Source organism: Flavobacterium sp. TMP13 (genome assembly GCF_050847115.1).
Classification (GTDB): Bacteria; Bacteroidota; Bacteroidia; order Flavobacteriales; family Flavobacteriaceae; genus Flavobacterium.
Genome location: NZ_CP193656.1, coordinates 3632483 through 3644414 on the forward strand (window position 1 = coordinate 3632483; position 11932 = coordinate 3644414).

General features: G+C 31.8%; 14 protein-coding genes. 6 read left to right on the forward strand and 8 right to left on the reverse strand.

Annotated elements, in window-relative coordinates:
• Positions 1-299: 299 nt before the first annotated feature.
• A complete protein-coding gene (locus ACRASX_RS15680; protein WP_432221912.1) occupies positions 300-1145 on the forward strand; it encodes an RteC domain-containing protein in 846 nt (281 codons plus the stop codon).
• A 76-nt stretch (positions 1146-1221) separates the two neighbouring features.
• Here ACRASX_RS15680 and ACRASX_RS15685 read toward each other — a convergent pair whose 3' ends face one another.
• The gene (locus tag ACRASX_RS15685; RefSeq protein WP_432221913.1) at positions 1222-1551 is read right to left on the reverse strand and encodes a hypothetical protein; all 330 of its coding nucleotides are present in this window, start codon (positions 1549-1551) and stop codon (positions 1222-1224) included.
• 387 nt (positions 1552-1938) lie between these two features.
• Here ACRASX_RS15685 and ACRASX_RS15690 point away from each other — a divergent pair, with 387 nt between their 5' ends.
• The 3 genes from ACRASX_RS15690 to ACRASX_RS15700 all read left to right on the forward strand — a co-directional run bounded on the left by ACRASX_RS15690 (position 1939) and on the right by ACRASX_RS15700 (position 5307).
• A complete protein-coding gene (locus ACRASX_RS15690; RefSeq protein ID WP_432221914.1) occupies positions 1939-3594 on the forward strand; it encodes a helix-turn-helix domain-containing protein in 1656 nt (551 codons plus the stop codon).
• Positions 3595-3802: 208 nt separating this feature from the next.
• Positions 3803-4543 (forward strand): DUF3891 family protein, encoded by a 741-nt coding sequence (locus ACRASX_RS15695; RefSeq protein ID WP_432221915.1) that lies wholly within the window; start codon positions 3803-3805, stop codon positions 4541-4543.
• Between the two features lie 263 nt (positions 4544-4806).
• Positions 4807-5307 (forward strand): GreA/GreB family elongation factor, encoded by a 501-nt coding sequence (locus ACRASX_RS15700; protein ID WP_432221916.1) that lies wholly within the window; start codon positions 4807-4809, stop codon positions 5305-5307.
• A 38-nt stretch (positions 5308-5345) separates the two neighbouring features.
• On the opposite strand, the gene ACRASX_RS15705 is transcribed toward ACRASX_RS15700, so the two are convergent.
• The 5 genes from ACRASX_RS15705 to ACRASX_RS15725 form a co-directional block, all read right to left on the reverse strand.
• Positions 5346-5849: an N-acetyltransferase family protein gene (locus ACRASX_RS15705; protein ID WP_432221917.1), complete on the reverse strand. Its 504-nt coding sequence runs from the start codon at positions 5847-5849 to the stop codon at positions 5346-5348.
• Between the two features lie 180 nt (positions 5850-6029).
• Positions 6030-6671 (reverse strand): hypothetical protein, encoded by a 642-nt coding sequence (locus ACRASX_RS15710; RefSeq protein ID WP_432221918.1) that lies wholly within the window; start codon positions 6669-6671, stop codon positions 6030-6032.
• A 159-nt stretch (positions 6672-6830) separates the two neighbouring features.
• Entirely contained in the window at positions 6831-7520 is a 690-nt protein-coding gene (locus ACRASX_RS15715; protein WP_432221919.1) for a restriction endonuclease, read from the reverse strand.
• On the reverse strand, positions 7520-8017 hold the full coding sequence (locus tag ACRASX_RS15720; protein ID WP_432221920.1) for a hypothetical protein: 498 nt from the start codon (positions 8015-8017) through the stop codon (positions 7520-7522). The genes ACRASX_RS15715 and ACRASX_RS15720 overlap by 1 nt, the downstream gene beginning before the upstream one ends.
• 113 nt (positions 8018-8130) lie before the next feature.
• The gene (locus tag ACRASX_RS15725) at positions 8131-8811 is read right to left on the reverse strand and encodes a recombinase family protein (RefSeq protein WP_432221921.1); all 681 of its coding nucleotides are present in this window, start codon (positions 8809-8811) and stop codon (positions 8131-8133) included.
• Positions 8812-9212: 401 nt separating this feature from the next.
• Here ACRASX_RS15725 and ACRASX_RS15730 point away from each other — a divergent pair, with 401 nt between their 5' ends.
• Positions 9213-9782 (forward strand): hypothetical protein, encoded by a 570-nt coding sequence (locus tag ACRASX_RS15730; protein WP_432221922.1) that lies wholly within the window; start codon positions 9213-9215, stop codon positions 9780-9782.
• Between the two features lie 390 nt (positions 9783-10172).
• Here ACRASX_RS15730 and ACRASX_RS15735 read toward each other — a convergent pair whose 3' ends face one another.
• Complete coding sequence (locus tag ACRASX_RS15735; RefSeq protein ID WP_432221923.1) at positions 10173-10547, reverse strand: hypothetical protein; 375 nt, start codon at positions 10545-10547, stop codon at positions 10173-10175.
• A 26-nt stretch (positions 10548-10573) separates the two neighbouring features.
• Entirely contained in the window at positions 10574-11221 is a 648-nt protein-coding gene (locus ACRASX_RS15740; protein ID WP_432221924.1) for an SOS response-associated peptidase, read from the reverse strand.
• Positions 11222-11384: 163 nt separating this feature from the next.
• On the opposite strand from ACRASX_RS15740, the gene ACRASX_RS15745 reads away from it, so the two are divergent.
• Positions 11385-11930, forward strand: a complete 546-nt coding sequence (locus ACRASX_RS15745; protein ID WP_066307108.1) for a hypothetical protein — start codon at positions 11385-11387, stop codon at positions 11928-11930.
• The last annotated feature ends 2 nt before the right edge of the window (positions 11931-11932 follow it).

Genomic DNA, 11932 nt, shown 5'->3' on the forward strand with positions numbered 1-11932 from the left:
AACTTCCTTTTAAAACGTTTTAAAGCGTTTGTAACGCGACTTATTGACGTCAATATTTGTATAGTAACAGATTGAGTATTTCAATCAAAGGTGAATAGACTTTTCATTAGACTTTTCTCTGCTTATTAGGCGTTATCGTCTAATATTTCAATCAAATTTCCACTATGCAATTCGGGAATTTCAATATTCAATTCGGGAATTGAATACAGAACCATTTGTACCCTTGCTGTCAGACCAATAGATTTGTCAAAGTATCTAATACTCACATCAGTACAATTGGCAAACCTTAATAACCTAAAATGAAATTGTTTTCTCAATCCCTCTTATCCGAATTAGAACATCAGTTAGCCAAAATACATCTGGAAATGAAAGAGCCGGTCCAATATGCGGAGGAGGCTATAAAGATTACGATATCCATTTTAGAAAAACTAAAAACATATTGCCTAAAATACAAATTCCAAGATAAAAATGAGGAGATTGAATTTTTCCGGAATATCAAACCTATGTTTGCTGCAAAGCTCATTTATTATAATGAAATCTATACTATTGAAACCAATAAACCCTACGGTTCTAAAAAAACCCTTCGTAAATACTACAACAATGAATTATTAAAATTAAAAACATTCTTCGAAGATAATCAGGAATTTTACCGCTACCACCGTACAAATAATCGATGCCTTGACAAAAAGTATTTTGTAAGAGGTAAATATGACATTAAACTCACACTGGATAGTTTTTACTTTCAAGCTGACCAGAGTTTCTCAACTTCACATGACTATAAAATGGCAAAAATCTTGGCCAATGATTTAATTAAATCCTACATAGAATCGGAAATTACAAAGTTAGGGCATAACAGCGACCAGCTACAGCCAACTATTCTATGTTCCAAAAAACAGAAATGGACAGGCTCAAAAGTTGAATTAATTGAAATAATCTACGCATTACATACAGAAGGTGTTTTTAATAATGGAAAATCCAGTCTAAAAGAAGTGGTAAGTTATTTTGAATCCGCTTTTGATATAGACTTGGGGCAATTCCACCGCGTTTTCATCGAAATCCGCAACAGAAAAATGGAAAAAACCAAATTCATAAATACCCTCAAAAACAAACTCATCAACCGTATGGACGAAGCAGATGAAAATTAAAAAAGGCTACTCAAAATGAGTAACCTTGTTACAACAGACTGTATAAACTGTCTATAATAAAACTGAAAGCTAGTTCCTACTCGTTACCTAAACGGGTGATAAGCTTTTTCCAGTCCGGGTCAATTATATCATCTGCATCAGTGGTCGAATAAGTCGTAATGCTATCCGGTATATGATAAGCCTCAGATAACGTAGCGTGGCTAAGCACTCCTGATGCATCCTTGACCGCACTTTTAGCGGACACCACATCCACTTTTTTTGGTTCATGATAAGAATTCTGATTTTTCCCACCTACCTTATCTAAAGTATCATCTGATACAAAAACCGAATCGGTAGTACAGGAATTAAGTGCAAATAAAAAGGAAACGCATAGTGTAGTGCTAAAACATAAATTGAATTTTTTCATTTTGGTTAATGTTTTTAAATGTTACTGATTATTTTTTTTCATCAGTTCATTTCTCCCGGGGTAATTTGAACAATGTTGGTGTTGGTTTTACTCATAACAAAACCGTTTGAATTCAGGGCAAAACTAATGGCTCGTTTCTCTCCAAGCAAGCCCACAACTGTTCTATTGGGGAATCTAACATATGTAATTCCAGAATTGAACACAGAAAATTTACCACTAAACAACAACTATACAGTAAGTTATACTCCAGAAAATGAAAAAATCCTTTATTAAGGTAATTCTTGTATCAATTAATTTATTTTAATTACATTTAGTGCATAGGAATAGAATAACGTAGTTAACAAGTCCTGTATTTTCTAATCAGTAAGCCCCCAATCTCTTAGATATATGACGAAAAAATACTTACTTGTACTATGGGTAGGCCTGTTTCATAATGCCTATACGCAACAAAATAATTTGGTGATTTCAGACAGTCTTTCCGCTAAAAACTATGAATATTTTAGCAACAACATACGATATGAGGAAAAAGATAGCATCAAAGAAAGGTTGTATGCACAATCTTGGTTAGCTAAAGCAAAACGAGAGAAAAATTTCTGTCAAATGACACAGTCTTATAAAGCTTTAATTTATTCAAGCGATAATAAACTACAACTAAAATATGCCGATAGTATGCTGACAGCAGCGAAAAGTACAGCTGACATCGAATTAATCGGATCGGCATACATGACAAAAGGGATTGTACAGTACGATCGCAAAGAACACATGAATGCGCTCGATAGCTATCTGATAGCAGACGAATATATTTCAAAGACAAACAACCACTATCTAATATATAAAGTAAAATATGTTATTGCTCAGGTCAAATATTACCTTGGATTTTACGATGAGGCAACAGCATTATTTCAAGAGTGCGTCAACTATTTCAAGGGAAAAAATGACCGTGCCTATCTGAATTCTCTTCATTCTTTAGGACTTTGTTACAACCGAATAGGTAAATATAAGCTGTGTAGCCAGATCAATCAAACGGGAATAAGCGAGGGATTGCGCTTTAAAAATTTAGAAATGCAGTCCTACTTTATTCACTCGGAAGGCGTAAATCAGTATTTCCAACACAATTATACGGACGCAATAAAAAAATTGAAAAAAGTACTGCCTATTGTAATTGCTAATAAAGACTTTATAAACGAAACAACCGCTTATTTTTATATCGGTAAAAGCTTTTGGGATGAAAAATTGCAGGAAAAGGCACTACCCTATTTAAAAAAGATAGATGAAGCGTTCCAAAAACAAAAGTACATACGTCCTCATTTGCGGGAAGCCTATGAAATATTAATAGATTATTATCAGCAACAAAGCGACAAAGCATTAGAGTTATATTATGTCAAATGTCTTTTAGAAGTGGATCAAGTGCTGCTAAAGGATTACAAATACCTTTCAGGCAAAATACACAAAGAATACGACACAAAAAAATTACTGCAAAGGCAAAGAAACATTGAACAATACTGGACAGTTATAATCTGCATTATAATTACAGTAATGACAGCGATCATAGCGCTATTGGCGCACAGGCACAATAAAAATAAAAAATTATTCCAAGAGCTGATGAACCGGAAACCGGAAACATCCAAATTATTTGTAGCAAACGGAAGTAGAGAACTCGATATCAATCCCGACCTAGTTGCTGCAATTCTAAAAAAATTGGAAAAATTCGAATACAGTAAAAAGTATCTCGAAAAAGAGATGAATTTATTAAAATTGGCTTCTCTATTAAATACAAATACCAAATATGCTTACAAAATAATTGCAAAATACCGTCACAAAGGAACCATTGAATATATCACTGATCTTAAAATTGATCATATCATAGAATTGCTTAAAAGTGAAAATAAATACCGTATTTACAAAAACAAATCCTTGGCAGACGAAGCTGGCTTTGGCTCTACGCAAAACTTCACAAGAGCATTTAAAACTCGTACAGGGATATCCCCAAGCTATTTCTGTACGGAATTAAACAAATCTTTAACAGCAGACATTTTAAAATAATTGTAAGGTGAATTTAAATAATTCTATTGCCTCGTCAGTAAAGGATCGTAGTTTCTGCTTTTCGAAGTAAATTGAGGCTCTGGTTGACTTTTAAATTTTCATATTGCTAATTCTTTTTTTCGGAAATAATGATTAAATTGGCTGATTTGAATAAAGCCCCTTCAATTACTAAATTTTTTTTTAATGTAAACGTTAATGATATTCAATTATGATTGTAGCATCACACAATAAAGGTTGGAGAATTATTACTCAGCGCTCTCATGGCCTTCTAGCTGCTATGATTGCTTACCAATATGACATTAAATTACCTAATGATGTAATTGTTCCAACACTTATCGCAATAGCGGAACACGATGATGGTGTTGCAGAAACTTTAGAAAACAAAAATCTAACCGACGCTGGAGCACCTAGAAATTTTTTAGTAAGTGATAATTCAAGTAAGACTGAACTAAAGCAATATTTAAACGTTATGGAGCTAGCTACTTCTAAATGCCAGTTAAACGCTCTATTAACCTCTATGCACTTAAATTTTATCTTTGGTGGCATTAATGAGGAAAATGATTCTAAGCTAAATTTATTTCTCACGGAACAAGAAACTAATCGTAAACAAATACTAAAGCACCTTAATATTGATAAAAAATATTCGGAACGTTTATATAGATTAGTTGAATGGTGCGATGCATTTTCTTTGCTAATTTGTTTGGATAAGATTCAACCTGAAGGTAGAAAAATGGAAGTATCTGAAAGTCCCGATGGAGATATAAATCAGGTTTTTTATAAAGATCAAAAGGTCATATCATTAGAGCCTTGGGTCTTCAAAGAGAACTCCTTTACCGTTTTTTATGAATACAAGATTGTAGAACAATTAAAATTTGCTTCAGTAGAAGAATTTAATAAAATTTGTAGCGAAGCACCAGTGCAAAGAGAAGAATTTATTTTTTCGAAGTAATTGTTAAAGTCAAAAATTTACAAAGTGGTTAGTTACTGCGAAATTATGCAGAATAATAACTTACGTAAAAGATCTACATAGATTGAGATTAATTCCACTTCATTTATGTTGCCTAATATTCTTCAGCTTGATCAATCTTATAAAAAGTAGTTAGCTTCAAGATCTCGTATTATAAAAAAAATAAGTTTCCTAAGAAATTTTTTAAAAGCACCTCAAATTACTAAATTAGTTATAAACTGCCTAACGGCGATTAACAAAAGGATATGAGCAGAGGATTTGTCAGGGAATGCGACCAAGAGGAATTACCAATAGTTCCACCACGTGCTGATTTACCATCAGACTTAGTTAACTACGTAACAGACACTGGATATGAAGAGTTATTGCTTGAGCGCGAAAATATGATAGACGAGCGTGATAATCTTTTTATTCCAGATGAAAATGAAAAGCGTATAACTATTAATTTGATTAACGCTAAATTAAATCTGCTTTCAAATCGAATTACAACAGCTAAAATAGTTATTACTTCAAAGCAGCCAAAAAGCAAGGTCTGTTTTGGAGCTGAAGTCTTCTTTTGCGTAGACTCAGATCCTCAAATTAATAACTATAAAATTGTAGGAGTAGATGAGGCAAATATTGCAAAAGGGAAAATAGCATTTAACTCTCCTGTAGCAAAAATCATGATAGATAAAAAAGTAGGTGACATTGCAATACTGAAATTGGAAAATACAGAAAAAACTTTTAAAATTATATCAATTAGATATTAAAAATACGTGTAGCCACTTTTACGTGCACTTGGCGAAAATTAATATGCAAACACATTAAAGTCTTTATTATTAAAGTTAAAATTGCCAACTTTTTTAATTCCCATTTTTATGTGCGCTCTTAAAGAAGCTTCATTGTTACTTTCAATAAATAGAATTCCTTCCCGATTTGGTTCTTGAAGTAAAAGTTCTTTAAACATAAGTTGAGCAACTCCTTTTCCACGTTGTGTTTTACTAACACAGACAGGGCCATAAATATATGAGTCAATATTACCTTGATAAGACTTAAACATTTCATCAACAATTGGAACATTCCTTTTTTGATGAACAGCTTGTGATGTTGTTAAAAGAAAACCAACTATTTCTTGATTTATATAAGCTACAATTTGAGGCATATCTTTCATCATTTCTTCAATTTGATTTATATTCAATTCGCTTGATAAAGTTCCTCCTTTGGACTTTTGATTTTCAGATTGAAGTTTAACAATCCCTTCGAAGTCAATTGAGTTTGCTATTTTTATAATAATATTATCTGCTTTATACATAAAATACGAAGTTATTAGCAATATTGTTTTTTAGTATTTTAAATAATTATATGATTAATTTTAACCTGTGCGGGAGGTTACGGTTAATATATAAAAAGTAGGCGATTTCGAATCATTGCACTTTCAGTTAGGCACAAATTCTGATACGAGCCAAAACCTTTGAATTTAGCACTATTTCGCTTATTTTTTATATACATTGTTGCCATTAGTTTTTATTCCTTCAATGAAAGAATCCAATTCGCTCTGCTCCAAGTCATTCGCATTGTCATAAACTAAATAAAAAGTCAATACAAAATTCCCAACTTCGTAAGTCAATATTCTTAAACTTGATGGAATTGGTTCAGTTCCATTTTTGATTTTATATTCAAATCCGTATTCGGTCGAAAGTGCTCCAGTCAGGTCGTTTTTCAGAATCCTTTTGGCATTCATTGGCACTTCATTTGTCTTTTTTGCTAAATAAGGTGTCCACATTAACTCAAACTTGTTTATGCTCCGAATGTTCAGGTTGCTATCACCTTTCAATGCTCTAATATCAAATAAGTAGCACGCAATGATTGGTCTTCCATTATTTTTTTTGAGTGTAAAAATAGGTGGGAAAATCGCGTTTTCAAAGTTTTCTCTGTCCTTTTTTGAAAACTCAGAGTTTTCTGGAAAAACGTATACCGTTTTAAAATTTATAAAAATTCCGCCGCCATCAACTGTAAATCCGTTGGGTATTGGAATTGAAATTCCGATGTCGTTCAATTCAACAGTGTTTTCTAAAATTTCCACCTTTGGTTTGAATTTCAGCTCTCGGATTTTTATTTGGTCATTTAGTTTCATGTAAATTAATTGCAACGTTTTTCGGCTTGGCGATGTGGCGGATTAGAAGCGAAAAACTTTCAATAATCACTAAATTTTGTAAGAAGCACAAATCTTCGATTTAGCACGAAACCCGCCATATTGCCAAACCAATGTTAGCGGTTCGGGCTTTTGTAGTTACTATTTTTCATATTTTAATCCTGTTGGTTTTTCCGTCAATTTGAAAAATGGAACTTGTGATAAAATTAAAATAATTCCTGAAGATGCTCGTCCGACATAATTTTGATTAATATAATCACGAGTTATTGAACCATCTGTTAAAAGTCTATTTACTGCTTGTTTAAAAATCTCAATTTTAATTTTTCCATTATTTCCATTTGAAGTTTTTCGTTCAATTCCGCTCCAATCTGCTTTAATTATTTGATTGGTTTCTCCGCTACTTCTTGTCAATGTTTTGTTTTGAAGAGGAATTACATAATCTTCCCAAATTTGTTCAAACGTTTTATTACTCTTGCTTTTTGGTGTCGTTTTGGTAATAGAAGTGCTTTTCAGAATTTCATTTAAATACAAAATTTCAATTTTCAATTTTTCAGCGACAACTAATGCGTCTTGTAAAAAAGTTCCGTCTGTTGCGATAACTGCTTTTGTACAATCAAAAAAATCTTTCGCACCGTGAAGTTCCATTACCATTTGTCTATTAATTTTCCTTGATGTATGTCCGTACATTTTTGACTGTATTGCTATTTTCTGCTTTCCCTTGATTGCAAAACCGTCAATTCCATAATCGTTGCTATAAGTCGTAAGTTCTGTTTTATAACCTTGTTGGCGAAAATGTTCACAAACAAACTCTTCAAATTGTCTTGGGTTCATTAGTTAGCAAGATTAGCAAAAGGTCGTTTAGAAAATTCTGAAACAAACTTTTTGATTAATGTATTTTCAGTTGTTCTTGGGTCTTCATTTAATAGTGCTTTCCAACAAACAATTAAATCACTACTATTTTTTAGTTGCCAAATTAATCTTCCTCCCCAATGTCCGATATTTTTTCCTTGTCCGAAACCAAAATATTGTTTTAGTCGTGTATTAAGTGTCGCTTTGCTGGTCTCACTACCTGCTTTTCCGATATAAACAACAAGAGAATTTTCAACCCAATTTGATTTTAATTCGTCAACGATAACATTTGGGTTCTTTCCTTTAAAATGTCCGCCTGTTCCAATTTGTAAATAATCCGCTTTCTTAAAGTTCGGGTTTAATACAAGATAAATTCCTTTAATTTTTGGAATTGATGAACTATCCACAAAAAGTTCACTCATTTTTTTGAAGCCTATGAAACCTGCTTTTTTAATTTCGTCAATGTTGTTAAAATCCATAATTTTTTCGTCTTTTCGGATTACGTTCCGGTCGCTCGTAGCCTGACCGCTAACTTACTTATATGTTTAACAAAGTCATACATATACAACAAATAGTTGTTGTGTATGTACGACTAAAGTCGTACAATATTTAAAAAGCTAATATATTCAAAATCTTTACCGTAATGGACCACTTTTAATAATCTACCATGAAATTTAAGTGATTTTTTCAACTCTTCTAGACGAGCTGTTTCAAATTTCAGATATTTATAAAAGGTAGTTTTACTTTTAATCTCAAGCACTTTACAAATCTCCTCAACTAATAGCTGCTTCTCATCATATAGTGCTTTTGCACGTATCGCTTTTTTTTGTGATTCAGCTGACAAACCTTTTGGTTTTCCACCAATTCTACCTCTAGCTCTAGCGCTTGCAAGTCCAGCGATAGTCCTTTCAGAGATTAAATTCCTTTCGAATTCTGCAAATGCTCCTACCAAATGGAACATTAACCTTCCTATCGCTGTAGAAGTGTCTATTCCATCTGATATACTTATAAAATCAACATTTTTAGAAGCTATTAAATTAACTATCTCTATCAAATCTTTTAGGGATCTACCCAGCCTGTCCAATTTATATATTACTACAATGTCTTTCTCTCTTAACCCTTCTAAAAGTTTAGTTAATTGTGGACGTTCTAAATTTTTGCCGGAAGCCTTCTCTACAAATATTTTATCACAGCCATATTTTTTAAGTGCATCATTTTGAGCATCTAATTTTTGATCTAAAGTTGAGACCCTTGCATAATCGAATATTGCCATAGTAAGTAATAATTTATCTAATAGATGTGCTTACACTTGTTTGAAGCTCACAAGTAATTAAAAGCATTTCTTTAAACTTTTGAGCAGTATCTAAATCTTCAAAAATCATGGCTTCGTAAATTGAACTGGATAAAACTAATGTGCCAATTAAGTATTCTACAAAGTAACTATCTTAAGGAGTTAATAATACATACATAAATTCTATTATTATTTAGAATCAAAGATTGTAAATAATAATAGAATTTTAGAGTTAAAACTGATAAACTATTTAGATTTATTTAATCCGTAAGTGCTAATTGTTGATTATATTTGATCAACATCAAACTATCTTCTTAAAGCAAGTGTAATCTCTGCTTTAATTAAGTAAGTAAATAATATTGACTTAAACATTAATTATAATTATGAAAAACCTATTCCTTCTTTTTTTAATTTTCTCTGCGAGCACACTTTTTGCACAAGATCAGGAAATTATTAAGCGTGATTTTCAAACGATAATTAAATACACTTCTGAAATGAAGATTGATGATGTGCTCAACATGACATATCCGCAACTGTTTACTGTAGTTCCAAAAGCTCAGATGAGTGCAATGGCAAAAGGTATGTTATCAGGTATGGGTATAAAAATGATTTATGAACAAGTTCCGTTAAATCTTAAGATGACACCAGTCAAAACTTTATCAAAAAGCTCAATTTGTCTGAGCAAATACAATCAAAGTATGATAATGGAAGCAGCAGACTCTAGTTTGCTAGAAATGTTGACTTACGCAAAAATGAAAGACAACATAATTGAAAAATTGGATGCAAATAAAATAAGAATTAAAGGCAGTTCTTACTTACTTGCAATTAAAGATAGTTTCACTAAAAATACTTGGAAATACCTAAGATATGATGATGAGAACGCTGAAGCTAACTCAAAAATTCTATCCAAAGAAATACTGACAGCTGTTGAGAAGATGAAGACTTCTTTATAAAGAGCTAATTTTTCATGTACTTACAAAATGATTTACTTTTTTACTAACCAAACTCTACCTAATAATAGGACAGTCGTTTTTTTTTGATTAAAAGAATATTACTTTTAAAATGCAATTATACTATTTAATAAAATGGTATATATAATATTAATGTTCTTAAAGCAAGAACAATCATAGTATTAATAAAACTCAAATAAAAAATTCTGAAATTGAAATGAAAATTAAATCGAGACTTATATAATGTTCAATACAGCAAATAGTGTTAAAAGTACATTTTAACGTTAAAAGTAATTTAAACTGAACTTTGAAAAATGAACGTTAATAATGTACTGAGTTGAGTCAATATATTGCTGAAATTCGCACCGAAAATAATTTAGTGCAAATTTCATTTTAACGACCGTTAATTTGAAGTAGGTCATTGCAAAATTTTAAAGAGATATCAATGATAATTTCTATATCCTTGTCATCTGCTTTTATTTCTTTTTCCTTTTTATAATGTAAAAGGTCTATAGTGAAGTTTAAAACATCTTTATCAGTGTAACTATTGTAGTCGATTCGATCACATGCAAAATGAATAGTAATAAATGAAGTCCTATTAATTTTTAATTTCATCTGTTCGTCAAAGTAATCTTCAGTATTATTAATCTCAATTCCAAAATAATCAACCTCCATTTCTTTTTCCTCTATTAAAGAAAGGATAAGTGGTATAAAATCTCCTTCAGGAATATTTATTCTTTTAGTGCTTAAAATCAGTACGTGTTGCATATTTTAAATTTTAATTATTATGAATATTAAAACAGAGATAGATGTTGTGGATCATTGGAGATTTGGTTCGCCACCAAATCCGTCATGTAAGGATATGCGAAATCTTCGATTGGTGCTAAGTTAAGCCACTTACTTTCATCTTCTGGATTTAAAACTATTGGCATTCTTTTTTTAATATTGTGAATTTTAGCCATTAATGGACTTGCTTGAGTCGTCAACATTGTATATGTATTAACTAATTGGCCAGATTGAATATCATTCCATCGGGAGTATAATCCTGCAAAAGCAAATAACTCTTCATCGCCAATTCCTATTTCATATTTAACTTTGTTTTTCCCTTTAGAATCTAACCACTGCCATTCATAAAACCCATTAGCTATGATTAAGCACCTTTGATTGACAACATCTTTAAAAGATGGCTTTTCTTTAACGGTTTCAATTTTAGCATTTAAAGTCATAACCTTAATATCATCGTTTTTTGACCACGCAGGGATTAAGCCCCAATTAAAGTGCTCTATAATAGTAATATCCTCATTTGTAATTATTGGAGTTTTAGGAAACGTAAATCCATTGATATGATCATCAGGTGCAAAGGAACTTTTGTCCTTAATTTTGGCATTAAACCGCTTTTCAATTTGTAAAGCTAATTTCGTTTGTATGGTGTGGTAGCACATGTACTTAGGTTTTGAAATGAGTAAAAATAATGATTTTTACAGCACTCACAATCAGTACTTTGAATTACATAAAAATTCTAAAAAATAGTGTAAGACTTTTTATTTGTGCATTTGCCAACTTTGTAAAAGGAGAAAAGTAATTCACCAATTAAACAAATATATTATGGAAAATAATCACAACAACCACAACAATGACAGAGGACAAATGCTAACAGGAATGTTCTCTGACCGTGAAAGTACAGAAAGCGCATATAATGCATTACATGAGCGCGGATATGCAAAAGAGGACATTAATCTAGTGATGTCAGATGAGACACGAAAAAAATACTATTCTGATGAGAATGATAATTCTGAATTAGGAACTAAAGCGGCTGAAACTGCAGGTACTGGTTCTGCCATTGGTGGAACAGTAGGAGCTATTGTTGGAGTAATTGCTGCTATAGGTACAAGTTTAGTAATTCCAGGTTTAGGACTAATAGTTGCTGGACCATTAGCAGCTGGATTAGCTGGAGCAGGTGCAGGAGGAATTGCAGGTGGAATTATTGGCGCATTAGTTGGTTCAGGAATACCTGAAGATCGTGCAAAATTGTATGAGTCCGGTATTAACAACGGTCATGTTGTAATGGGAGTTCATCCAAGAAATGACGAAGATGCTGACTATTTAGAGCAAAATTGGAAAACAAATAGAGGTCAAGATATTTACAGATAATC

Excerpts from the sequence above, each read along its gene's own strand:
- ACRASX_RS15680 (WP_432221912.1), top strand. The coding sequence starts at position 300 with ATGAAATTGTTTTCTCAATCCCTCTTATCCGAATTAGAACATCAGTTA.
- ACRASX_RS15685 (WP_432221913.1), bottom strand. The coding sequence starts at position 1,551 with ATGAAAAAATTCAATTTATGTTTTAGCACTACACTATGCGTTTCCTTT.
- ACRASX_RS15690 (WP_432221914.1), top strand. The coding sequence starts at position 1,939 with ATGACGAAAAAATACTTACTTGTACTATGGGTAGGCCTGTTTCATAAT.
- ACRASX_RS15695 (WP_432221915.1), top strand. The coding sequence starts at position 3,803 with ATGATTGTAGCATCACACAATAAAGGTTGGAGAATTATTACTCAGCGC.
- ACRASX_RS15700 (WP_432221916.1), top strand. The coding sequence starts at position 4,807 with ATGAGCAGAGGATTTGTCAGGGAATGCGACCAAGAGGAATTACCAATA.
- ACRASX_RS15705 (WP_432221917.1), bottom strand. The coding sequence starts at position 5,849 with ATGTATAAAGCAGATAATATTATTATAAAAATAGCAAACTCAATTGAC.
- ACRASX_RS15710 (WP_432221918.1), bottom strand. The coding sequence starts at position 6,671 with ATGAAACTAAATGACCAAATAAAAATCCGAGAGCTGAAATTCAAACCA.
- ACRASX_RS15715 (WP_432221919.1), bottom strand. The coding sequence starts at position 7,520 with ATGAACCCAAGACAATTTGAAGAGTTTGTTTGTGAACATTTTCGCCAA.
- ACRASX_RS15720 (WP_432221920.1), bottom strand. The coding sequence starts at position 8,017 with ATGGATTTTAACAACATTGACGAAATTAAAAAAGCAGGTTTCATAGGC.
- ACRASX_RS15725 (WP_432221921.1), bottom strand. The coding sequence starts at position 8,811 with ATGGCAATATTCGATTATGCAAGGGTCTCAACTTTAGATCAAAAATTA.
- ACRASX_RS15730 (WP_432221922.1), top strand. The coding sequence starts at position 9,213 with ATGAAAAACCTATTCCTTCTTTTTTTAATTTTCTCTGCGAGCACACTT.
- ACRASX_RS15735 (WP_432221923.1), bottom strand. The coding sequence starts at position 10,547 with ATGCAACACGTACTGATTTTAAGCACTAAAAGAATAAATATTCCTGAA.
- ACRASX_RS15740 (WP_432221924.1), bottom strand. The coding sequence starts at position 11,221 with ATGTGCTACCACACCATACAAACGAAATTAGCTTTACAAATTGAAAAG.
- ACRASX_RS15745 (WP_066307108.1), top strand. The coding sequence starts at position 11,385 with ATGGAAAATAATCACAACAACCACAACAATGACAGAGGACAAATGCTA.